The following is a 22,660-nucleotide window of genomic DNA, read 5'->3' as shown; positions in this document are numbered from 1 at the left end:
AGACATGACTTCCTCGCCCGACACCGAAGCCCTCGCCGCCCTCGACGAACGCCTGCGCTGGCTCGCCAGCTGGACCATCCACAACGCCAATCACCTGCGCGAGAAATCGGACGGGGTGAAGGTCGGCGGGCACCAGGCGAGCTCGGCGTCGATCAGCGCGATCATGACCGCGCTCTATTTTCACGCATTGGGGCCCAATGACCGCGTGGCGGTAAAGCCGCACGCCGGCCCGATCCTTCACGCGATCCACTATCTCTTGGGCTCGCAGAGCCTCGAAAAGCTCGAGAATTTCCGCGGCCTCGGCGGCGCGCAAAGCTATCCCAGCCGCACGAAAGACACGATCCCCGTTGATTTCTCGACCGGCAGCGTCGGCCTCGGCGTGGCCATCACCCTTTTCTCCAGCCTCGTGCAGGACCTGCTCACCGCGCAAGGAAAGATCGCCGAGGAAGAGCGCGGCCGCTTCGTCGCGCTCATCGGCGATGCCGAACTCGACGAGGGCAATATCTACGAAGCCATCATCGAGGGCGCCAAGCATGACGTGCGCAACCTGTGGTGGATCGTCGACTACAACCGCCAGAGCCTCGATGCGACCAGCGCCGACCGCATGTTCGAGCGCTTCGACGAAATCTTTTCCGCCTGCGGATGGCGCTCGGTCGAGCTCCGCTTCGGCAAGCGCCTCGAGAAGGCCCTTTCGGGCAAGGGCGGCAAGGCGGTCCGCGATTGGCTCGAGACACTCCCCAACGCCGACTTTGCCGCGCTCCATTACCAGGGCGGCGCGGCATGGCGGCAGCGCCTGTCCGACGATCTCGGGAAGAAGGCCGATGCCTTCCTGTCGGCGCACAAGGATGACGAGCAGCTCGGCAGCCTGATGACCGACCTCGGCGGCCATTGCATGGAAACGCTCGTCGAGGCCTTCGAGGAAGCGAAAAAGGACGACACGCCGACCTTCTTCATCGCCTGGACAGTGAAGGGCTTCGGCCTCCCCTTCGCAGGTCACAAGGACAATCACGCCGGCCTCATGAACCCCAAGCAGATCGCCGCCTGGCGCGACGATCTCGGCATCGCCGAGGGCGCAGAATGGGACAAGTTTGCCGGCCTCTCCGACAACATGGTCCCCAAGGTCGAGGCGGTCCTCGACGAGACCCGCATCAAGCGCGAGAAGCGCCCGCGAAGCTTCGGCTCGGTCCCCATTCCCGAGCTCCCCGCCCCCGAGGGCGAGGAGCAGTCGACGCAGGCCGCCTTCGGCCGCATCCTCATGGACCTGTCAAAGGCGGGCGGCGAGCTCGCCGACCGCATCCTCACCACCTCGCCCGATGTTACCGTCTCGACCAACCTTGGTGCCTGGGTGAACAGCCGCGGCCTGTTCAAGCGCCGCGCGATGGAGGACGTCTTCGCCAAGGCCAAGATCCCCAGCGCCCAGAAGTGGGCGGGCAACGACAGCGGCCAGCACATCGAGCTCGGCATTGCCGAATCCAACCTCTTCCTCATGCTCGCCGCCGCAGGGCTGGCGGGCGATCACTGGAACGAGCGGCTCTTCCCCATCGGCACGCTCTACGATCCCTTCATCGCGCGCGGCCTCGATAGCCTCAACTACGGCTGCTACCAGGACGCCCGCTTCCTCCTCGTCGCCACCCCTTCGGGCGTGACGCTCGGGCCGGAAGGCGGCGCGCACCAGTCGATCAACCCGCCGCTCATTGCCATGGGCCAGCCGGGGCTCCGCCACTACGAACCCGCCTTCGCCGACGAACTGGCCGCGATGATGAGCCACGCCTTCGCGCTGATCGACGATCCCGATGGCGAGAGCACCTACCTGCGCCTGTCGACCCGCCCCGTGCAGCAGGTCGCGCGCGACAATGACGACTGGAAGGCTGGCGCGCTCGAGGGCGGCTACTGGCTGAAGCAACCCGCCGAGGGCGCCGAAGCCGCCATCGTCGCCATGGGCGCGCTCATGCCCGAAGCGCTCGCGGCGCATGAGGAGCTGTCCGCCGACATCCCGGGTCTCGGCCTGCTCGCCGTCACTTCGCCCGACCTCCTCCACCGCGGCTGGACCGCCGCGCAGGCAGCCCGCTGGGACGGCCAGCGCCAGCCGAGCCACGCCGAGACGCTTCTGTCGCGTCTCAGTCCGCGCGCCGGCCTCGTCACCCTGTGCGACGCCGCACCCGCCTCGCTGTCATGGCTCGGCGGCGTGCTCGGCCAGCGCGTCGCGCCGCTCGGCGTCGAGCGCTTCGGCCAGACCGGCAACCTCGCCGACCTCTACGCCACCTACCGCCTTGATCCGGCGGCGATTACCGAAGCGATGGCCGAGATTCTCCTCACCTGATCTTAACCCTCTCGGCTTACTTGCGATTCTCATGACACGTTCGCCCGACATGCTCGACCAGAGCCTCGCCCACGAACTGGAGGAAGCGCGCAAGCTCCTCGAGATCATGGGTGACGAGCTGGCCGCCGATATCGACACCATTACCAAGCATTGCACGAGCCTGCAGACGATCGACATCGTCATGCAGATCCTCGGCCATATCGCCAATGTCGTGCGCTCGGACGACCGCCGCGAGACGGTCGAGGGCATCGGCATGCACGACCTCAAGATGAAGCTCCTGCCCGCCGCAATCGACGCGACGCGCAAGGCGTCTTGCGGGCAAGCCGCCTAGCCCCTAGGCCCTTAGCCCATGTCCGGACGTTATTTCGATCAGTGGTCGGTGGGCGATATCGTGCGCCACCCCATCACGCGCACGGTGACCGAGACCGACAATCTCCTCATCACCACCCTCACCCACAATCCGCAGCCGCTGCACCTCGATCACGAGGTCGCGGCCAAGACCGAATTCGGCAAGCCGCTTGTCAACAGCTGCTTCACCTTCAGCCTCGCGGTCGGCATCTCGGTGGGCGAGACCACGCTCGGCACGCTGGTCGCCAATCTCGGCTATGACGAGCTGAAGTTCCCGCGCCCCGTCTTCGTCGGCGACACGCTGCAGATCGAAAGCGAATGCCTCGCCGTCCGCGAGAGCAAGTCGCGCCCCGATGCGGGCATCGTCACCTGGGAACATCGCGCCTTCAACCAGCGCGACGAACTCGTCCTGTCCTTCAAGCGCTCCGCGCTCCTCCGGAAGTCCTGATGTCCGACCTGCCCCCGCCGCGTAGCTGGCTGTTCGTCCCCGCCGATAGCGAAAAGAAGATCCACAAGGCGCTCGCCTCCGAAGCCGACGCGATCATCTTCGATCTCGAGGACAGTGTCGCGCCCGCCGCCAAGGCCTATGCCCGCGACCTCCTCAAGGAGCTCGGCCCCCGCGACGGCGGCCCGCGCTGGTGGGTGCGCATCAACCCGATGTTCGCGCCCGAGCATCGCGAGGATTTGAAGCTCTTCTCCAAGGCCGAATTCGAAGGCATTGTCCTGCCCAAGGCCGAGAGCGAGGATGACCTCGTCCACCTCGCCCACTCGACCGGCTCGATCCCGATCCACGCCATCGTCACCGAGACGCCCGCCAGCCTGTTCAACCTCGGCAGCTACAAGGGCACGCAGGCCCCGCTCGCCGCGATGAGCTGGGGCGCCGAGGACCTGTCGGCCGCGCTCGGTGCGCGGTCCAAATATGACCGCGACGGCAAGCTCGCCTTTACCTACCAGCTCGCCCGTTCGCTCTGCCTCGCAGGCGCGGTCGCCGCCGGCGCGCAGCCGGTCGACGGCGTCTATACCGACTTCCGCAACGAGGACGGCCTCAAGGAGGAAGCCCGCGCCGCGGCCTCCGAGGGCTTTACCGGCAAGCTCGCCATCCACCCCGCGCAGGTGCCGATCATCAACGCCGCCTTCACGCCGAGCGACACCGAAGTGGCGCGCGCGAAAGCCATCGTCGATGCCTTCGCCGCCCACCCCGATGCGGGCGTGCTAGATGTCGGCGGACGCATGGTCGACCGCCCCCACCTCACGCAGGCCAAGGCGCTCCTCGCCCGTTCCAAACGCTAGGACTTGAACCTCCCCGCTGACGCGCTAAGCCTGTCAGCCGATTGTTTTCAGGGGGGATTACATGTCTGAAGCTAAGCCTTGGTCGATGGCCAAGGTCGTGACCGCCTCGTCGGCGGGCACGGCGTTCGAATGGTACGACTTCTTCATCTTCGGTGCGCTCGCCAGCACCATCGGGCAGGTCTTTTTCGCCGGTCTCGGCGAGACCGCGGGGGTCATTGCCGCCTTGGGCCTGTTCGCGGCGGGCTTCGCCTTCCGGCCGCTGGGCGCGATCATCTTCGGCGCGATGGGCGACCGGGTGGGCCGCAAGGCGACCTTCCTCACTACCGTCTCGCTGATGGGCGGCGCGACCTTCGCCATCGGCCTGCTGCCGACCTATGCGACCGCGGGCATCATCGCCCCCATCCTTCTCATCATCCTGCGTATCTGCCAGGGCACTGCGCTGGGCGGCGAATATGGCGGCGCGGCCATCTATGTCGCCGAGCATGCCGATGACGACAAGCGCGGTGCGGCGACCGGCTGGATCCAGTCGTCGGCCGCCTTCGGCCTCATCGCGGCGCTGCTCGTCATCTATTTCACCCGCACCGCCATCGGCGAGGAAGCCTTCCTCGACTGGGGCTGGCGCGTGCCCTTCCTCGTCTCGGTACTGCTGCTCCTGATCAGCGTCTGGATGCGCCTCAAGCTGTCGGAAAGCCCCGCCTTCCGGCAGTTGCAGGAAGCGGGTGAGGTCACCAAGACCCCGCTGCGCGAAGCCTTCGCCGAGAAGGAAAGCCTCAAGCAGGTGCTCACCGCCTTCTTCGGCTTCATGGCCGCGCAGGGCGCGCTCTGGTATTGCGCCTTCTTCTACGTGCAGGTCTTCCTCGAGCGGAACCTCGGTGTCCCGGGCGCGGAGGTGAACTGGATCATCCTCACCGTCACCGTCGTCTCGGCGCCGCTTTATGTCTTCTTCGGCTGGCTGTCGGACAAGGTCGGGCGCAAGCCCGTCATGGTCGGCGGCATGGTCCTCGGCCTCGTCGCTTTCTGGCCCGGCTTCCACGCCATCACCGAGGCGGTGAACCCGCGCCTCGCCGCCGCGCAGGAAGCCACCCCGGCGGTCATCGAAACCGACCTTGCCACCTGCTCGGTGCAGTTCGACCTCATCGGCAAGGCCGAGTTCACCAGCCCCTGCGACATCGCCTCGAAGACGCTGTCGGCCAAGGGCATCGGCTATACCAAGGTCGCCAGCGATGACGGCTCGACCGCCGTGCGTCTCGGCGAGGAGCGCGTGGTCGTCACCGACAATGGCGATGCCATCGCCCCCGCGCTCGAGGCCGCCGGCTATCCGCTGAGCGCCGACCCGGCCGAGATCGACCATGCCACGCTCTACTTCTGGCTGATCGTCTTCACCGTCGCGGCAACCGCGCTCTACGGCCCGCAGGCCGCCGCGCTGGTGGAGATGTTCCCGACGCGCACGCGCTACACCGCGATGAGCCTGCCCTACCACATCGGCACCGGCTGGGTCGGCGGCTTCCTGCCCGTCACCGCCTTCGCCATCGTGGCGGCGACCGGCAACATCTACGCAGGCCTGTGGTACCCGATCTTCTTCATCGCGCTCAGCATCATCTGCGCGCTCCTGTTCTGGAAGGAAAGGCACGGGCAGCCGCTCCATTAGGAGTGGCGAAAAAACCCGATGAAATTGGGGCCGGTTGCCAAGTTGGCGACCGGCCCTTCTCCTTAGTAGCGGCGAATGAAGATCGCGCTGCGCCAGGCGGGGATGCTGATCTCGCTTCCCGCACCAAGATCCATCATTCGGTTCGCTGCAGGCACACGGACGGGGCCGTCGGAATCATCGCCTTCCATCCAGCCTGTCCCCACATATTGCCACGCGCCCTCATACGGCAGCCCGTCGAGCGTGACGGTGACCGCCTCGCCCGAGTAATTCTGCGCCACGAAAACGGCATCGCCGTCCTTCGCCCGCACGAAGCTGAAGACCTTCGCCTCGTCCGAGTTCTTCACATACACCATTTCGCCGCCCCACGGCGCATTGTGCAACGCCGGGTGCGCATCGCGAAAGGCGATCAGGCTCTGCAAGTTGGCGGCGTTATGATGCTCGCGCCAGTCGATCGGGTCCTTCTCGAAAAATTCGAGCCGCCTATCGAGACCCGCTTCCTGCCCGTTGTAGATGAGCGGGATACCCTCGCTCGTGAACATCAGCACGAAGGCATTGGGCAACGCCTCACCGAGCCGCTCATAGGCCGTCCCCGCCCATGCATTCTCGTCATGGTTCGAGGTGAAGATCATCCGCTGCGCGCCCTTTGGCCAGAGCGAGGCATGTTCCGAATAGAAACCGTAAAGCCCCGTCGCGTCCGACTTGCCCTGCGCGATATTCCTGAGGCCCTTTTCCCAGTCCCACGCATAGCTCGCATCGAAGCTGTAATCATGCAGGTCGCGCTGGCCGAATTCGCCGAGCATCCACACCGGCTTGATCGCTTCGAGCTCGGCCCGCGTCTGCTCCCAGAAATCGGGCGGCATGTAACCCGCGACATCGGCGCGGAAGCCGTCGATGTCGGTCTCGCGCACCCAGAATTTCATCGCGTCGGTCATGGCGCGGCGCATCGCGACGTTCGAATAATCCAAGTCGATAATGTCGGTCCAATCCCAATAAGGGGTGGAGACGAACTCGCCCTTCCAGTTCTTCTCGTACCAGTCGGGATGCCGGCTCGCCCACGGATGGTCCCAGGCGGTGTGGTTGCCGACCCAGTCGAGAATGACCTTCATGCCCCGCGCATGGGCGGCATCGACGAAGCCCTTGAAGTCGTCCATGTCGCCAAGCTCGCCCCGCACGGCGGTATAGTCGGTGATCGAATAGGGCGATCCGAGCGTGCCCTTCCGGTTCTGCTCGCCGATCGGCTGCACCGGCATCAGCCAGAGGATGTCGACGCCCATGGCATCGAGCCGGTCGAGCTCGCGCGTGGCCGCCGCCAGCGTGCCCTCGGGCGTGAACTGGCGGGTGTTGATCTGGTAGATGACCGCATCGCGCGACCAGTCGACATGGTCGCGGCCCATATAGGGCGGCGCGACCTCGCTCACCGCAGGCTCGACGGTACCGGCCTCGGTGGTAGCGCAGGCCGTGGTCGGCAGAAGCGCCGCCGCGACCAGAAGGGAAAAGCGACGACGCATATCTGCTCCTAGCTCCTGAGTGCGGCTGCAGCCTTGGCTTTTTGGGCGACCTTGTCGAGATCGCTTTCGCCCTTGGGCAGGATCCAGCTACCGCCGACGCACATCACCGCGTCATGCGCGAGCCAGTCGGCCGCCGTCTCTTCCTTAATCCCGCCGGTGGGGCAGAATTTGGCCATCGACAGCGGCGCCGAGATGGCCTTGAGCGCGGGCAGCCCGCCATTGGCCTCGGCGGGGAAGAATTTGAACCGCTCGAGCCCCATGTCGAGCCCGCGCATCACTTCGCTCGCGGTGGCGACACCGGGAAGGATCGGCACGCGCTTGTCCTGCGCCGCGCGCACGACCCAGTCGGTCAGCCCCGGCGAGACGATGAACTGCGCGCCATAATCCACGGCTTCATAGAGCATGACGGGGTTGAGCACCGTGCCCGCCCCGACGATCGCGCCCTCGACGCTCGCCATCTTCTCCATCGCCTCGAGCGCGCCCTCGGTGCGCAGCGTCACCTCGATCACGGGCAGGCCGTTCTCGACCAAAGTCTCGGCGAGCGCGACGGGGTCGGGCCCGTCCTCCTCGAGCACGAGCACAGGAATGACGGGGGCGAGCCCCATGATGTCGTCGATGGTCATGGATGTTCCTTCGCGAAAGCCACCGCGGCGCCATAGAGACCGGGCTGCGGGTGGGTGACGAGCTTGACGGGAATGTTCTGCATGCGCCGCTCGAAGCGGCCCTTGGCGATGAAGCGGCCGGCAAAACCCGAGCGTTCGAAACGTTCACGCAGGCGATAGCCGAGCCCGCCCGCGAGCACGACCGCATTGGCGCCATGCGCCAGCGCGAGATCACCCGCGACGGCACCCAGTGACAGGAAGAAGCGGTCGAGCGCGGCTGCGGCAAGCGCATCCGTGCCTTCCATCGCCATCGTCCACAATTCGATGTCGTCGACCTCGCGCACCGCCTTGCCTTCGATCGCGCCCAGCGCTTCGTAGATGTTCACCAGCCCCGAACCGCAGGCGATCCGCTCGATCGAGACGCGGACGTAGCGCTTGCGGAGGCGCTGGAGGATGCGGTCCTCGAGGCTGTCGAGCGGGGCCCAGTCGATGTGCCCGCCCTCGGTGGCGATGACATGGTTATGCCCGTCGGGCGTCTTAAGCACCTGCGCGACGCCAAGCCCCGTGCCGGGGCCGACGATGCTGGTCACGCCATGCCGCGGGAACGGGCCTTCGGGGCCGGTGACGTGGAGGAAGTCCTCGTCGCCGAGCTCGCCCACCGCATGGCCGATGGCGGCAAAATCGTTGACGATGGTGAAATTGTCGACGCCCAGCTTCTCCTGCGCCAGCGCCGGCCGGATCACCCACGGGTTGTTGGTGAGCTTGAGCACCTCGCCATCGACGGGCCCTGCGAAAGCGATCGACAGGTCCTTGGGCTCGGGTCCCGGGTTCAATTCGCAGAAATGCCGCCAGGCGGTCTGGAAGCTGGCATGATCGTTGGTGCCAAGCGTGACCGGGTCGCTGAGCGACGTCACATGTGTCCCGTCGAGCTCGGCAATCGCGAAACGGGCGTGGGTGCCGCCAATGTCGGCGACGGCGATGGTGCGGCTCACAGCGAGGCCTCCATGGCATGAAGCATGGCCGATCCGCCCTTTTCGGCTTCATCGGCGTGGTGGCGGAAGAGCGCGAACAGCTCGCGTCCGGTGCCAACGGGGGGCGGCGGCGCGTCGGCGGCATCGCGGCCCGACAGGTCGACGCCGACCGCCTCGAGCGCGCCCGTCTCGGCGCAGACACGGACGACATCGCCGTCGCGAAGGAAAGCAAGCGGTCCACCGCCCAGCGCTTCGGGCGAACAGTGGATGGCGGCGGGCACCTTGCCCGATGCGCCGCTCATGCGCCCGTCGGTGACGAGCGCGACCTTGTGGCCGCGGTCCTGAAGCACGCCCAGTGGCGGGGTCAGCTTGTGCAGTTCGGGCATGCCGTTGGCGCGCGGCCCCTGAAAGCGAACGACGACCACGACATCCTTGTCGAGCTCGCCCGCCTCGAAGGCGTCGACCACGCTCTTCTGGTCGGCAAAGATCCGGCACGGCGCTTGAATTGTCCAGCGTTCCCGCTCGACCGCACTCGTCTTGAAGCAGGCGCGCCCGAGGTTGCCGCTAAGGAGGCGCATGCCCCCGTCAGGCTGGAACGGATCGCTAGCCGGACGCAGCATGGTGTCGTTGTTCGACGCCGTCACCGCTTCCCAGCGCAGACCCTCGCCATCCTCGATCGGGTTGGTCGCATAGGCCGCGAAATCGTCGGCACCGGCGGCATCATGGTCGTGGACCAGCCCCGCCTCGCGCAGCGTGTGCGTGACAAAGGCCATGCCGCCGGCATGGTGGAAGTCGTTCGTGTCGCCCGACCCGTTGGGATAGACCCGCGCGATCAGCGGCACCGCGTGGCTGATGTCGGCAAGGTCGGTCCAGTCGAAGATGATTCCCGCCGCGCGCGCGATGGCGGGCAAATGGATCATGTGGTTGGTCGAGCCGCCCGTGGCCATCAGGCCGACCGCCGCATTGACGATGGCGCGCTCGTCGACCGTGTCGCACAGGCGCCTTTTCGCCTTGGCAAGCTCGACGATGCGATGCGTGGCGGCCCGCGTCAGGTTCTGCCTGAGCTTGGTGCCCGGGTTGGCGAAGGCCGCGCCCGGGACGTGCAGCCCCATCATCTCCATCATCATCTGGTTGGAGTTGGCGGTGCCGTAAAAGGTGCAGGTGCCCTGCCCGTGATAGCTGGCGCTCTCGGCGGCGAGCAATTCTTCCTTGGTCGCCTTGCCCTCGGCATAGAGCTGGCGCACGCGCTGCTTTTCCTTGTTGGCAAGGCCCGAGGGCATCGGTCCTGCGGGCACCAGCAGCGCGGGCAGGTGCCCGAAGCGCAGCGCGCCGATCAGCAGCCCCGGCACGATCTTGTCGCAGATGCCGAGCATCGCCACGCCCTCGAACATGCCGTGGCTGAGCGCGATCCCCGCGCCCATCGCGATATTGTCGCGGCTGAACAGCGACAGGTCCATCCCGGGCTGCCCTTGCGTCACCCCGTCGCACATCGCCGGCACGCCGCCCGCGACCTGCGCGGTGGCGCCCGCTTCGCGCGCCCAGACCTTCATCTGCTCGGGATAGCGGTAATAAGGCGCATGCGCCGACAGCATGTCGTTATAGGCGGTGATGATGCCGATGTTCGGCCCCGAGAAGGTCCGGATCGCCTTCTTGTCGTCACCCGCGGCGGCAAAGCCGTGCGCGAAGTTGCCGCACGACAGGCGCGCGCGGTCGATGCCGCGTTCGCCTTCCTCGTCCATCAGCCGGAGGTAGGCGGCGCGGCTCTTCGCGCTCTTCTCGCGGATGCGGTCGGTGACGGCGGCGATGCGGGGGTCGAGGGTCGCCATGGTGGCTCCTTAGGGTGCCCAGTGAATGTCGATGGGGAATTCGCTCTCGGCGAGCACGCGAACGATCGGCAGCTTGGACGACTGCCCGTCGGCGAGGCCCTGCTCGAGGATGTCGCGCTTTTCCTGCCCCGTGATCGTCACGATGATCGTGCGTGCCTGGAGGATGCCCGCACGGGTCAGCGTGACGCGATCGACCGGCGCTTCCGGCGGCATGGGGTCGGGATGCACGCCGATGGCGAGGTTCGCCTTGGGCGCATCGAGTGCGCTGTCGAGGTCGGGTCCGGGGAAGATCGAGGCGGTATGCCCGTCGGTCCCCATGCCGAGCCACACGAGATCAGGCGGCCATTTCAGGTCCTTCAACCGCGCATTGGCGGCATGCCCCGCCATCACATAGTCATCCGTATCGGTGACGATCGGATAGATGCGCGCGCCCGTGGAGATCATCGCCTGCGCGATGGCGCGGATGTTCGACAGTTCGTTATCGACGGGGACGAGGCGATCGTCGCCCGGGATGATCGTCACGCGCTTCCACGGCAGCTTCTTCTGCGCCAGCCGCTCCCACACCGCCTTGGGCGTCGAACCGCCGGGGAAGGCGAGTAGCGCCTCGCCGCGCGCGTCGATCGCGCTCTCGACGATGAAGCCGATGTCTCCGGCAACCGCATCGGCCATTTCGTCGCGGTCGTCATAGTCCCACCATTCGGCTTCAATCATTCCACTGCCTTCCGTCTTTTTTCATTCGCTCTGCCGAGGACGCGGGCCCCCAGCCTCCGGCTTCGTAAATCTCGGGGGTCATCCCCGCCTCGAGCCAGCTGGCGCGCAGCCGGTCGATATAGCTCCACTGCGCCTCGATCTCGTCGCGCCGCACGAACAGCGTCGGGTCGCCCTCGATGAGGTCGAGCAGCAGCCGCTCGTAGGCGATACGCCGACGATAGTCCGAAAAGGCCCCGTCGAGCGTGATGTCGAGCGGCACCTCGCGCAGCGCCATGCCGCCGCGGTCGAGCCCCGGCGTCTTGGTCATGATCTTCAGGCGGATATTTTCCTCGGGCTGGATCGAGATGATCAGCTCGTTGGGCTGCGGCACCGCATTGACGTTCGAGAAGATCGAGTGCGGCACGCACTTGAACTGGATGAGGATCTCGGTCTTGCGCGTGGCCATCCGCTTGCCGTGCCTGAGGTAGAAGGGCACCCCCGACCAGCGCCAGTTGTCGACATGCGCGCGCAGCCCGATGAAGGTCTCGGTGTCGCTCTTCTCGCCCAGCTCGTCGGCATAGGCGCGGACCTTGTCGCCGCCCATCTCGCCCTCGCCATATTGGCCGAGGATGACATTGTCGGGCGCGTCCTGCTTGTTGATCGGGCGCAGCGCTTTGAGCACCTTCACCTTCTCGGCGCGCACCGCTTCGGGGTCGTAATCGGCAGGCGGCTCCATCGCCACCAGCGCCAAGAGCTGGAGCATGTGGTTCTGCAGCATGTCGCGGCTGGCGCCCGCATCGTCATAATAGCCCGCGCGGCCCTCGAGCCCCACCGTCTCCGCGACGGTGATCTGGACATGGTCGATATGGCCTGCGTTCCACACCGGCTCGAGCAGCGAATTGGCAAAGCGCAGCGCGAGGAGATTCTGCACCGTCTCCTTGCCCAGGTAATGATCGATGCGGAAGATCCGCTCCTCGGGAAAGGCCGCGGCAACCGCATCGTTGATCTTCTGCGAGCTCGGCAAATCGGTGCCGATCGGCTTCTCGAGCGCGAGCCGCACCGTCGGCCCCGCCAGCCCGACCCGCTCGAGATTCTCGATGACGGTGGTGAAGAGCGAGGGCGCGGTCGACAGGAAGATCGACACGCCCTTCTCGATCGGGATGCGCGCGGCCAGCTCGTCATAGCCCTCGGGCGTGGTCGCATCGACGGGCAGGTAGGACAGCTTGGCCGCGAACTGGCGCGCGGTGATCTCGTTGTAGAAATCGGCCGGCAGCCGCTCGCGCAGCGCCTCGATCGCGGTCTCGCGGAACTGCTCGTCGGTGAGGTCGCTGCGCGCCGTGCCGATGATTCGAACGTCTTCGGGCAGCAGCTTGTCGGCGAACAGGCCGTAGAGCGAAGGAAGCAGCATGCGGCGCGACAGATCGCCGGTCGCGCCGAAGAGTAGAAGGGTCGAGGCCTTGTCGCTCAAATGGGATTTCCTTGTCTCTAGCCCCGTGACATTCCGGTGGGAACGTTCACACAGGGGGCCTCTCTGCCACCTCGTGGCAGCGCAGGAAACCCCCTGATCGTTCCCTTTGCCCGGCTTTACTGTGCTTCGAGGCGGATCGCAAAGCCCCCGCCGGGAGCCATCATGAGGTCGATCGTGTCGCCGGCACGGACCGTCCGGGTCTCGGTTTCCATCTCGAACCGCGCCTCGCCCTCATAGTGGCTGGTCGCCGTATCGCGCCAGATATGCGCGCGATAGACGCGCCCTTCCTCGAGGAAGTCGAGCGCGACGCGGACATTGCGCGCCTTCTCGTCGGTGCCGCCGCCGACATACCAGTCCTCGCTGCCCCGGTCCTTGCGCGCGGTGACGGCATAGTCGCCCACCTCGCCCATCAGCACGCGGCTGTCCGACCAGTCGGCGGGCACCTGTTTGATGAAGCCGAAGGCCTCGGGATTGTCGGCATAATGTTCCGGCAGGTCGGCCGCCATCTGGAGCGGCGAATAGACCAGCACATATTCGGCAAGGTTGCGCGCCTGCGTCATCTCCAAGGGCTGGCCGCGTCCCTCAAGGCTGACGATGCCCGGCGTATAATCCATCGGCGAGGACAGGAGGCGGGTGAAGACCATGGTCGGCACATGCGCCGGCCCGTTGCCCGGCACGCCCCAGGCGTTGAACTCCATCCCGCGCGCGCCCTCGCGGGTGACCCAGTTGGGATAGGTGCGGCGAAGGCCGGTGTCCTTCACCGGCTCGTGCGGGTTCATGACGATCTGGCGCTTGGCCGCCTCGATCACGACCTTCAGGTGGTGACGCTGCATCACCTGGCTCTCGGTGCATTCGCGGCTCTCGCGCCCGTCGGGATGGACGTAGCGCAGGTTGCAGGCGTCGGTGACATAGCCCGACTTGATCGCCGAGACGCCGCGGGCCTTCATGAGGTCGAGGCCGGCTTCGAGCTGGCTCTCGTAATTGCCGACATCGCCCGAGGTTTCGTGATGGCCGACGATCGGCACGCCCTTTTCGGCGGCATAGCGGGCCAGTTCCTCGAAATCGTAATCGGGATAGGCCTCGGTGAAGCTGAACTCGGCCCCGTTGAAGAACCAGTTGCCGTCCCAGCCAATGTTCCAGCCCTCGACCAGCACCCCCTCGAAACCATGTTCGGCGGCAAAGTCGATGTAGCGCTTCACATTCTCGGTGGTGGCACCGTGCTTGGGCCCCGAGCCCCAGCTTTCCTCGTCGAGATGGAGCGACCACCAGACGCCGACATATTTGTGCGGGGTGAACCAGCTCATGTCGCCAAGCTTGTTGGGCTCGTTGAGGTTCAAGGTGATGTCGGCATTGGCGAGGCCCGCCGCATCATCGGCAATGGTCAGCGTGCGCCACGGCGTGGAAAAGCCGTTCTCGCGCACGACACGCGCGGCGGTCGAACCGGTCGGTGCCAGCGTGGCGCGGAAATTGGTGCCGGTGGTGCGCTTGACCCACATGCCGGCAAAGTCGACCAACGCGGCCTCGTGCACGGCGACATGGGTGCCGCCCTCGAGCTTCACGGTGAAGGGGGTATGCACCATCGAGACGCCCGAGATCGGCGTTTCCTCGTAGAGATATTCGTAGCGGTTCCACTCGCCCGCGGGGATCCACCAGGCGGTGCCGTCCTCGGCGAAATTGAACTCGGTGAGTTCATCCGCGATGCGGATCGTCTCGCCCAGCGAGGCGTGCTCGAAGTCGTAGCGGAAGCCGACGCCGTTATCGAAGACGCGGAAAGTCACGCCGAACTCGCGCGCTGCCTCGCTGTCCTCGCGGAAGGTGACCGACAACTCGTTGTGATGGTCGCGGATATAGCGCTTCTCGCCCCACGGCTGCTCCCAAGTCTCGTCGGCACTGCCAGTCTCGGCGTCGATGAGCGCAAGCCGCCGCTCGAGCTTGTCCTGGTCGGCCATGAGGAAGCCGAGGCGGCTGTCATTGACGATGGTCTCGCCGTCGAGGTCGACGCGGTAGAAGGGGCGCCCCTCCCCGTTCACGTCCACCGTGACGCTGATGCGGCCGTCGGGCGAGGTCACGACCTCTTCGGCGGTGGCGGCAGCGGGAAGCGCGAACAGCGCGGCGGTGAGCCCGAGGGCGAGGCGTTGGATCATTGGGTCTCCACGATCAGGGCGGAATAAGGGGGTAGTTCGTTCTGGTCTGCGGCGACCTCGCCGGTTGCGAGGAGCACCGTTCCGGCCACGTCGGGCAGCGCCACGACTTCGGCGGTAAGGTTGAAATAGCAGCGGATGCGCTGGTGATCTTTCGACCGTTCGAAGGCGAGCAGGTCACCGCCCTCGTCGACAATCTCGATCTCGCCGCAACGCAGCGCGTCGTTCGCGTTGCGAAGCGAAATCACCTTCTTTGTCCAGTTGAGGATCGAGCCCTCGTTGGCCTCCTGCGCAGCGACGTGATGTGCGCGATGCGGCGCGGCGATCGGCAGCCAGCTCTGCGTCGAGCCGAAGCCCGCGCAGTCGCTGTCGTTCCAGACCATCGGCGTGCGCGCGCCGTCGCGGCCAAGGGTGAGCGGCCAATTGGCGATCGCCTCGGGGTCCTGCAGATGCTCGAAGGGCACCTCGGCCTGCGGCAGGCCGAGTTCCTCGCCCTGGTAGAGGATCGCATTGCCCTTGAGGCACATGAGCAGCGTGAGCGCGGTGCGCACGGCCTGCGGGCGATCCGCCTCGTCCCACCAGCGCGAGGCGAATCGCGGCGCGTCATGGTTGGAAAAGGCCCAGCTCGGCCAGCCCTCGCCTTCCTCGCCCGACCAGCTCCTGATCGCCGTGCGAACGATATCGGGGGTCAGCGCATCGGCATAGAGATAGTCGAAGCCGTAAGCGCTGTTGAGGCGGTGATCGCCGTGCGTGAATTCCTTCATCTCGCGCGCGGCCTGTTCGCCGCCGACCTCGGCCAGCGTGAAGCGCGCGCCATAGTCCTTCATCACCCCCGCGATGCGCTCGATGAAACCGAGGATCTCGGGCTGCGACTGGTTGTGGAAATGATGCTGGAAATCGAAGCTGCGCGTCTTCTGCTTCGGGCTCTCGACCGGCGGATTGTCGGTCAGCGCGCGATCGTGCATCGCGAAATTGAGCGCATCGAGGCGGAAGCCGTCGACCCCGCGGTCGAGCCAGAAGCGCGCGACCTCGAGCAGCGCGTCCTGCACTTGCGCGTTATGGACGTTGAGGTCGGGCTGGTCCTTCAGGAAATTGTGCAGGTAATATTGGCCGCGGCGCGCATCCCACGTCCAGCTCGCCCCGCCGAACACCGACTGCCAGTTGTTGGGCGGCGAGCCGTCGGGCTTGGGATCGGCCCAGACATACCAGTCGGCCTTCGGGTTATCGCGGCTCTGGCGGCTTTCCTCGAACCATGCATGTTCGATGCTGGTGTGGCTGTAGACCTGGTCGATGATGACCTTGAGCCCGAGCGCGTGCGCCCGCGCGACCATCGCGTCGAAATCCTCGATCGTGCCGAAGATCGGATCGACCCCGCGATAGTCGGCGACGTCATAGCCGAAATCGGCCATCGGCGAGGTGAAGAAGGGGCTGACCCACAGGCCATCGCAGCCGAGGTCCGCGATATGCTCCATCTTCTCGGTGATGCCGGCGATATCGCCGATGCCGTCACCGTTGCTATCGCGGAAGCTGCGCGGATAGACTTGGTAGATCACCGCACCCTGCCACCAGGGCAGGTCGTTACAGGCGGTACGCGCGTTGCTCATCGTGCCTCGCAGATCGAAAAGCCGAGGGCGGGGAGTTCATAGGACAGGCTGCCGGGTGCGCTCACCTTGGCGGCGCACTTGCCGAGGATGGTGGTCCATTCCTCGTTGGGCACCTCGACCAGCACCTGCCCCGAAATCGCTTCCTCGCTGGTGTTGAACATAAGGAGATATTCGCGATCCGTTTCGGGATCGAAGCGCGAGACGGCGAACAGGCCGGTCTCGGCGCCATAGGCGCGCGTCACCTGCCGTCCGCGGCGCAGCGCGGGCGTTTCCTTGCGGATGTTCGAGAGGAGGCCGATCCAGCGGTAGAGCGGATGGGCGACATCGAAATTCTCGTCGGCGGTGGTGGCGTCGGTGCCGATGAGATCGTTGTCGTTATAGACGTCCGTGATGCTCGCGAACATGTCCTCGCGCGCCAGCTGGTCGCCGCCGTCGGAGACGAAGCCCTGCTCGTCGCCCGAATAGATGACGGGCGAACCGCGCAGGGTGAGCAGCATCGAATGCCCGAGCTTCACGCGCGCCAACATCTCGGCGTCGTCCGCGTCCGGATTGGCCTCGCGCACGAATTGCGAGAAGCGGCCCATGTCATGATTACCGAGGAAGGTCGGCAGTGTCATCGCGGTCGCCTCGCCGCCTTCGTAGAGTACGTCGCCCGCGAACATGTAGGCGAGCACCTCGGTGCCCTTGTCCATCGCCACCGTCTCGCGCACCGCCTGCTGGAAGGCGAAGTCGAGCACGGCGGGCAGTTTGTCGCGGCGGGTGTATTGGGCGATGTAGCCATTGTCGCTGTCGTCGCGATAGACTTCGCCGAACATGTGGAAGTGCGGGATGCCCTCGGCCTCCGAGGTGGCTTCCATCGCCGGGATGAACTGCTGCCAGAACTCGGGGTTCACGTGGCGCGCGGTGTCGATGCGGAAGCCGTCGATCCCGACACCCGTGATCCAGTCGGCGAAGATGTCGGTCATGCCGGCAACGACGCGCGGATGCTCGGTGAACAGGTCATCGAGGCCGGAGAAATCGCCATAGAGGCTGTCCTCGTTTCGGAACGAGGAGTTGCCGCGATTGTGATAGTAAATCGGGTCGTTGAGCCAGGCCGGGACTTTGACGTCCTTCTCGGCCTCGGGGACCACCACGTCATAGGCAAAGTTCGGGTTGGTGAGCTTGGCGAAATTTTCCTCGGTGCGGATATGGTCGCCAAGGAAACCCTCGTTGATCCGCTCGCCGTCGATCCCGCCGCGCGTCGAATAGGGATAATCGGCGAGCGGGCGATAATGATAGGCAAACTCGTCGCCCTGCTCGTAGCCGATGACGTCGGCGGTGTGGTTGGTGATGATGTCCATATAGACCTTCATGCCGCGCCCGTGGGCGGCGTCGACGAAGGCCTTGAACTCGTCCATCGAACCGAAATGCGCATCGGGGCGGGTGAAGTCGGTCACCCAATAGCCGTGATAGCCAGCGCTCTCCTCGCCCCGCGGGCCCTGCACCGCCTTGTTCTGGAAGATGGGGGCGAACCAGATGGCGGTGACGCCGAGGCCCTCGAGATAGGACAGGCGCTCGGTCAGCCCCTTGAGGTCGCCGCCGTGGAAGAAGCCCTTGGCGGTCGGGTCATAGCCGGTCTCGAGCCGGTCGCCCGTGAGGCCGCCGCGGTCGTTCGACGTATCGCCATTCTCGAAGCGGTCGGGCAGCACGAAATAGACGATCTCGTCTTGCGGCGGACGCCCGCGATAGGTCTCGGCGCTGCCGAACAGCGGGGCTTCGGCGGTGGGCGTTTCCTGGATCTGGGCAGCGCTCGCAAGCGCGGCAATCAGGCTCGTCATCATCATGCGGCCGTCTCCTTCAAGGTGGGGGGCGCCCCGATCGAGGCGAGAAAGTCTTCATGGGAGGGCAGCTGGTCGGCGGCCTTGCCCACGATCTGTTCGATGTTGCCGAGGAAGCCCGCGAGCTGGTCGCGGCTCAGCCGGTCGGCGAGCGGGTGATAGCGCTCGGGCGTGAAATTCTGCCCCATCAGCACCTGGAACCAGCCGATCTCGGTGAAGAGCTCGTCATGGTCGCGGTAGATCTTCCCGCTCGACTTGAAGACGTCGAGCTTGCGCTGGAGGCTGTCGGGCACGTCCATCGTCGCGACCTGCCGCCAGAAGGGCTCGGGCCGCTGGTTCACATGATAATGGGCGATGATGAAGTCGCGGACGCTTTCATATTCGAACGCCATCTTGCGATTATATTCGGCGGCGAGCGCGGGGTCGCAGGCGGTGTCGGGCCACAGGCTCATCAGCTTGGAAATGCCGACCTGGATGAGGTGGATCGAGGTCGATTCCAGCGGTTCGAGGAAGCCCGAGGCCAGCCCCAGCGCGGCGACATTGCCCTTCCACATCTCGGGCCGCATGCCGGTGGTGAAGCGAATGACGCGCGGATCGCCGATCGGTTCGCCCTCGAGATTGTCGAGGAGGATCTGCGTCGCCTCGTCCTCCGACATGTGCGCGGAAGAAAAGACATGGCCGTTGCCGGTGCGATGCTGGAGCGGGATGCGCCACTGCCAGCCCGCCTTGTGCGCGATCGACTGGGTAAAGGGGCGCAATTTCGCGCCATTCTCGCACGGCACCGCGACCGCGCGGTTGCACGGCAGCCAATGCGTCCAGTCGCTGTAGGCACTGCCCATTTCCTCGCCGATGAGGAGGGCACGAAAGCCCGAGCAGTCGATGAAGAATTCGCCGCCGACCTGTTGCCCGTCCTCGAGCTTCAAGGCCGTGACGAAGCCGGTTTCGGCATCGCGCTCGACACCTGCCACCTTGCCCTCGATCCGGTCGACGCCGAGCTTCTCCGCTTCGCTGCGCAGATAGCGGGCGTAGAGCCCGGCGTCGAAATGGAAGGCATAGGTGATGCCTTCGAGCTTGGAGCCGCGGATGCCGGTGGCGCGCTCGGCCTTGCCGGCCCGCGCCGCGGCACCGGTCAGCGAATAAAGGTCGAAGTCCTTGGCGATGCCCTCTTCGCGGGCGCGCAGCCAATATTGGAAGAATTCGGAAAGGCCGAGGCTCTGCCCGACATTGCCGAAGAGGTGGATGTAGCGGTCGTCCGCGCCGCCCCATCCGGAAAATTCGATGCCCAGCTTGAGGCTCGCCTTGGTCTGGCGGAGGAATTCATCCTCCTCGAGGCCGGCCAGCTGGTTGAAGATCTTGATCGGGGGAATGGTCGCTTCACCGACCCCGACCGTGCCGATCGCTTCCGATTCGACGAGCGTCACCTTGACCTGGTGCCCGAGCACGCGGGCAAAGGCGATCGCTGCCATCCATCCGGCAGTTCCGCCGCCGAGGATGGTCAGTCGCTGGATACGATTGGGCTTCGTCATATGCGTTCTCCGCGAGGGTTGCCCGCCCCGCCCGCCGCACCGGGGAGGGTGCGGTGGACGGGACGGGCGATCCTGGCGATGCGAACTAGAAGCGGTAGTTCGCGCCGATCGAGAAGGTGCGACCGTAATTGTTGTAGTCGCGGATCAGATACTCCTCGTTGCGGTAGGTCACGAACGGCTCGTTGGTGAGGTTCGAGGCCGACAGGAGGAGCGAGAGCCCCTCGAGGCTCGAGCCGTCCTGGAACTCGTAGCCGACCTGCGCATCGACGAGGAATTCGCCCTTCGCGAAATCGAGGTCACGCGCGAGGCTGAGGCCCGCGACTTCGGCGAGGAATTCCGAACGGTAACGGCCCGAGATACGCGCCTGGAAGCCGTCCTTCTCGTAGTAAGCGGTCGAGTTGATGACCCACTTCGACAGGCCCGGCAGGTCGGTCGGGCGGGCGCCGTCGGCCTGCTTGACTTCGCTGTCGGTGTAGCTGCCCGACAGGATGAGGCCGAAGCCGTCGAGATCGCGGGTGATCACTTCGAAGGGAAGCGCGCCCGAGAATTCGATACCGTAGACATCACCCGAACCGTCGTTGACCCACTGCGACACGATGCCGTCGAACGTCGCCGGTTCGTCGCCCGTGTAGGGGAAGCCGGTAAAGTCGTAGAGCTCGTTGCTGCGATAGATGTAGGTCTCGAGGTTCTTGTAGAAGCCCGACAGCGAGACGTAGCCGCGCGGCGCGAAGTAGCGCTCGACGGCGACGTCGACAGTGTTCGCGATGAGCGGACGCAGCGCCGAGTTGCCGACGGTCCCGCTCCACGGCGAGAGCTGGATGTCGGTGTTGTCGGCAAAGGCCGGGTTGTAGTTGAAACCGATACCCGGGTTGAGCTGGTCCATGCGGGCACGGGCCAGGATGCGGGCCAGACCGAAGCGCAGGAAGGTACCTTCCTCGGCTTCGAAGCTGATGTTCAGGCTGGGCAGGATCTCGGTGTAGGTATCGCCATCGGTCACCGGGGCGGTGACCACCACGCCATCAGCGTTGCGCGCTGCAAGACCGCGGCCTTCCTGGTCGGTGTGGACGATCTGGACGCCGATGTTCCCCACGGTCGGGACGGTGCCCATTTCCCAGTCGAAATTGTACTGGGCGAAACCGGTCAGCACTTTCTCGTTGATCTCGTAGCTGTTGGTCAGACGGCTCGGATCCCAAAGACTACCCGAAATTTCCTCGTAATTGCCTGCTTCGTAATAAGCGACACTGTCGAAGGCGAGCAGGCTGTCGATGCCGATGAAGCCGAGCGACACCGGCTCGAACAGCAGGTCGGTCGGCACTGCGACGTCGTCCGGATAGGCCTTGTTGGTCAGGACGAAGCCCTGATCGACGAGCTTCTTGGTGCGCTCGCTGAAATTGGCACCGAGGCGGAAGCTGTCGTTGGCGCCGACGGCCTTGGTGGCCTGGAGACGCAGGCTCATCAGGTCATCTTCGACTTCAGGCGCATTGATGAAGCCGTCCTGGCAGTCGCCGGGGAAGCCCGGGCGGCCACACCAGCTGAGCGGCGCGGTCAGGAAGACCTCGCTAGTGTCGGCATAGTCGAGGCCGGTGGTGAACTGCGGGATATAGTCTTCGTCGAAGCTGAAAGCGAAGCTGTCGACCGCGCCCACACCGCTGCCGCGGCCGGTACCGAAGTAGATTTCGGCGTTGCGCTCGGTCTTGTCGAGGGTCGAGTAGCCGGCGTCGGCTTCGATCATCAGGCCGTCGCTGACTTCATACTGGAAGTTGATGCCGCCAGCGAAGATCTCGCTGTCGCGATCGACGAAGTCGTTGCGGCCGACAACCTCGACGCCGTCGAAGGTGCCGTCGGTGATGAGGTTGGTCTCGGGATCGACGACATAGTCGTCACGAAGGCTCGCGCCCGACCAGGCGAGCGGGACTTCGAGGCCGCGCAGGCGCTGGTTATCCTTGAACTGCGACCAGTAACCGTCGAGCGTGACGTGGAGCTGGTCGTTGGGCTCATATTCGACGACGCCCATGAGGCCCGCACGATCAAGCTTGTTCGACTTGATGTAGGGCTTGATGCCGCCGATGACATAGTTGCCGTTACCGTTGGTCGGATAGCCCCAGATCTGGACGCGCTCTTCGGCGGTCGGCGAGCTCATGAGCGAGCCGCCGATGGCGATGCCGAGGGTGCCGTCGGCGAACTGGCCGACATACGACGCATTGGCGCGATAGCCCTTGTTCGAGATGTCGGGGTTGATTTCACCGAGGTCGTTGAGCTCGAGGCGGCCGCCGATCACGAAGGTCTGCTTGCCATGGCTAAGCGGGCGGATGGTGCGCATGTCGATGGTGCCGCCGAGCGCCTGACCGATCAGGCTGGCGTCGGGGGTCTTGTAGACGACCGCACCGTTGATGAGTTCGGCCGGATACTGGTCGAGCTCGACGCCGCGGTTGTTGTTGGCGCTGACCTGCTCGCGACCGTTGAGGAGCGTGGTGGTGAAGTCGGGCGCGAGGCCGCGGATCGACACGACGTTGGCGCGGCCGTCGAGGCGCTGGGTGGCAAGACCCGGCAGGCGCGACAGGGTTTCGGCGATCGAGACGTCGGGCAGCTTGCCGATGTCTTCGGCGCTCACGACTTCGACGATCGAGGTGTTGGCCTTCTTGGCCGCGACCGAATTCTCGAGGCTGGCGCGGATGCCGGTGATGACGATCTGTTCGCCAAGCTCGGTCTCTTCGTCCGCCTGCGCAACATCGCTCGGGCCGGTGACGGCATTGGCGTCCTCGTCGGTGGAAACGTCCTGCGCGAAGGCAGGCTGTGCAAGCATGGTGCCCATCGCCAGCGCGCTGACGGTGACCGCACCACGGAACATCGTGGTCTTCTTCATTATATAGGATCCTCCCCTAGGTGGCCGCCGCCTGACAC

16 protein-coding genes are annotated in these 22,660 nt (G+C 65.5%); 5 read left to right on the top strand and 11 right to left on the bottom strand.

All coding sequences use genetic code 11. The features are described from left to right. Nucleotides 1–4: 4 nt before the first annotated feature. The 5 genes from NUW81_RS10110 to NUW81_RS10090 all read left to right on the top strand — a co-directional run bounded on the left by NUW81_RS10110 (nt 5) and on the right by NUW81_RS10090 (nt 5,606). Entirely contained in the window at nt 5–2,320 is a 2,316-nt protein-coding gene (locus tag NUW81_RS10110) for a thiamine pyrophosphate-binding protein (protein ID WP_245112907.1), read from the top strand. A gap of 31 nt (nt 2,321–2,351) precedes the next feature. After that, a complete protein-coding gene (locus NUW81_RS10105) occupies nt 2,352–2,651 on the top strand; it encodes a hypothetical protein (RefSeq protein WP_245112905.1) in 300 nt (99 codons plus the stop codon). An 18-nt stretch (nt 2,652–2,669) separates the two neighbouring features. Beyond that, complete coding sequence (locus NUW81_RS10100) at nt 2,670–3,116, top strand: MaoC family dehydratase (protein ID WP_245112904.1); 447 nt, start codon at nt 2,670–2,672, stop codon at nt 3,114–3,116. Further along, nucleotides 3,116–3,958, top strand: coding sequence for an HpcH/HpaI aldolase/citrate lyase family protein (locus NUW81_RS10095; RefSeq protein ID WP_245112903.1), 843 nt, complete (start codon nt 3,116–3,118; stop codon nt 3,956–3,958). The genes NUW81_RS10100 and NUW81_RS10095 overlap by 1 nt, the downstream gene beginning before the upstream one ends. A 61-nt stretch (nt 3,959–4,019) precedes the next feature. Beyond that, a complete protein-coding gene (locus NUW81_RS10090) occupies nt 4,020–5,606 on the top strand; it encodes an MFS transporter (RefSeq protein ID WP_245112902.1) in 1,587 nt (528 codons plus the stop codon). A 62-nt stretch (nt 5,607–5,668) separates the two neighbouring features. Here the strand turns inward: NUW81_RS10090 and NUW81_RS10085 are convergent, their stop codons facing one another. The 11 genes from NUW81_RS10085 to NUW81_RS10035 form a co-directional block, all read right to left on the bottom strand. After that, a complete protein-coding gene (locus NUW81_RS10085) occupies nt 5,669–7,114 on the bottom strand; it encodes an alpha-amylase family glycosyl hydrolase (RefSeq protein WP_245112901.1) in 1,446 nt (481 codons plus the stop codon). Between the two features lie 8 nt (nt 7,115–7,122). Then, nucleotides 7,123–7,737, bottom strand: coding sequence for a bifunctional 4-hydroxy-2-oxoglutarate aldolase/2-dehydro-3-deoxy-phosphogluconate aldolase (gene eda / locus NUW81_RS10080; RefSeq protein WP_245112900.1), 615 nt, complete (start codon nt 7,735–7,737; stop codon nt 7,123–7,125). Beyond that, nucleotides 7,734–8,708: a glucokinase gene (locus tag NUW81_RS10075; RefSeq protein WP_245112898.1), complete on the bottom strand. Its 975-nt coding sequence runs from the start codon at nt 8,706–8,708 to the stop codon at nt 7,734–7,736. Before NUW81_RS10075 ends, eda begins: the two co-directional genes overlap by 4 nt. Beyond that, nucleotides 8,705–10,513, bottom strand: a complete 1,809-nt coding sequence (gene edd, locus NUW81_RS10070; RefSeq protein ID WP_245112896.1) for a phosphogluconate dehydratase — start codon at nt 10,511–10,513, stop codon at nt 8,705–8,707. Before edd ends, NUW81_RS10075 begins: the two co-directional genes overlap by 4 nt. Nucleotides 10,514–10,522: 9 nt before the next feature. Continuing rightward, complete coding sequence (gene pgl / locus NUW81_RS10065) at nt 10,523–11,224, bottom strand: 6-phosphogluconolactonase (RefSeq protein ID WP_245112894.1); 702 nt, start codon at nt 11,222–11,224, stop codon at nt 10,523–10,525. Then, nucleotides 11,217–12,671 carry a glucose-6-phosphate dehydrogenase gene (gene zwf / locus NUW81_RS10060; protein ID WP_260508495.1) on the bottom strand — a complete coding sequence of 485 codons (1,455 nt, stop codon included), beginning with the start codon at nt 12,669–12,671 and terminating at the stop codon, nt 11,217–11,219. The genes pgl and zwf overlap by 8 nt, the downstream gene beginning before the upstream one ends. Before the next feature lie 116 nt (nt 12,672–12,787). Beyond that, the gene (locus NUW81_RS10055; protein WP_245112892.1) at nt 12,788–14,815 is read right to left on the bottom strand and encodes a glycoside hydrolase family 97 protein; all 2,028 of its coding nucleotides are present in this window, start codon (nt 14,813–14,815) and stop codon (nt 12,788–12,790) included. Then, the gene (locus tag NUW81_RS10050) at nt 14,812–16,416 is read right to left on the bottom strand and encodes an alpha-amylase family glycosyl hydrolase (RefSeq protein ID WP_245112889.1); all 1,605 of its coding nucleotides are present in this window, start codon (nt 16,414–16,416) and stop codon (nt 14,812–14,814) included. Before NUW81_RS10050 ends, NUW81_RS10055 begins: the two co-directional genes overlap by 4 nt. After that, the gene (locus NUW81_RS10045) at nt 16,413–18,239 is read right to left on the bottom strand and encodes an alpha-amylase family glycosyl hydrolase (protein WP_245112887.1); all 1,827 of its coding nucleotides are present in this window, start codon (nt 18,237–18,239) and stop codon (nt 16,413–16,415) included. Before NUW81_RS10045 ends, NUW81_RS10050 begins: the two co-directional genes overlap by 4 nt. Then, a complete protein-coding gene (locus NUW81_RS10040; RefSeq protein ID WP_245112884.1) occupies nt 18,236–19,759 on the bottom strand; it encodes a tryptophan halogenase family protein in 1,524 nt (507 codons plus the stop codon). Before NUW81_RS10040 ends, NUW81_RS10045 begins: the two co-directional genes overlap by 4 nt. 85 nt (nt 19,760–19,844) lie before the next feature. Then, nucleotides 19,845–22,622 carry a TonB-dependent receptor gene (locus tag NUW81_RS10035; RefSeq protein ID WP_245112882.1) on the bottom strand — a complete coding sequence of 926 codons (2,778 nt, stop codon included), beginning with the start codon at nt 22,620–22,622 and terminating at the stop codon, nt 19,845–19,847. Nucleotides 22,623–22,660: the final 38 nt, after the last annotated feature.

Source organism: Sphingomicrobium aestuariivivum (genome assembly GCF_024721585.1).
Classification (GTDB): Bacteria; Pseudomonadota; Alphaproteobacteria; order Sphingomonadales; family Sphingomonadaceae; genus Sphingomicrobium; species Sphingomicrobium aestuariivivum.
Note: the sequence above shows the minus strand (reverse complement) of the source record. Positions and strands in the feature narration are given on the sequence as shown.

Coding starts and splice junctions, on each gene's coding strand:
- NUW81_RS10110 (WP_245112907.1), top strand. CDS start 5: ATGACTTCCTCGCCCGACACCGAAGCCCTCGCCGCCCTCGACGAACGC.
- NUW81_RS10105 (WP_245112905.1), top strand. CDS start 2,352: ATGACACGTTCGCCCGACATGCTCGACCAGAGCCTCGCCCACGAACTG.
- NUW81_RS10100 (WP_245112904.1), top strand. CDS start 2,670: ATGTCCGGACGTTATTTCGATCAGTGGTCGGTGGGCGATATCGTGCGC.
- NUW81_RS10095 (WP_245112903.1), top strand. CDS start 3,116: ATGTCCGACCTGCCCCCGCCGCGTAGCTGGCTGTTCGTCCCCGCCGAT.
- NUW81_RS10090 (WP_245112902.1), top strand. CDS start 4,020: ATGTCTGAAGCTAAGCCTTGGTCGATGGCCAAGGTCGTGACCGCCTCG.
- NUW81_RS10085 (WP_245112901.1), bottom strand. CDS start 7,114: ATGCGTCGTCGCTTTTCCCTTCTGGTCGCGGCGGCGCTTCTGCCGACC.
- eda (WP_245112900.1), bottom strand. CDS start 7,737: ATGACCATCGACGACATCATGGGGCTCGCCCCCGTCATTCCTGTGCTC.
- edd (WP_245112896.1), bottom strand. CDS start 10,513: ATGGCGACCCTCGACCCCCGCATCGCCGCCGTCACCGACCGCATCCGC.
- pgl (WP_245112894.1), bottom strand. CDS start 11,224: ATGATTGAAGCCGAATGGTGGGACTATGACGACCGCGACGAAATGGCC.
- NUW81_RS10055 (WP_245112892.1), bottom strand. CDS start 14,815: ATGATCCAACGCCTCGCCCTCGGGCTCACCGCCGCGCTGTTCGCGCTT.
- NUW81_RS10050 (WP_245112889.1), bottom strand. CDS start 16,416: ATGAGCAACGCGCGTACCGCCTGTAACGACCTGCCCTGGTGGCAGGGT.
- NUW81_RS10045 (WP_245112887.1), bottom strand. CDS start 18,239: ATGATGATGACGAGCCTGATTGCCGCGCTTGCGAGCGCTGCCCAGATC.
- NUW81_RS10040 (WP_245112884.1), bottom strand. CDS start 19,759: ATGACGAAGCCCAATCGTATCCAGCGACTGACCATCCTCGGCGGCGGA.
- NUW81_RS10035 (WP_245112882.1), bottom strand. CDS start 22,622: ATGAAGAAGACCACGATGTTCCGTGGTGCGGTCACCGTCAGCGCGCTG.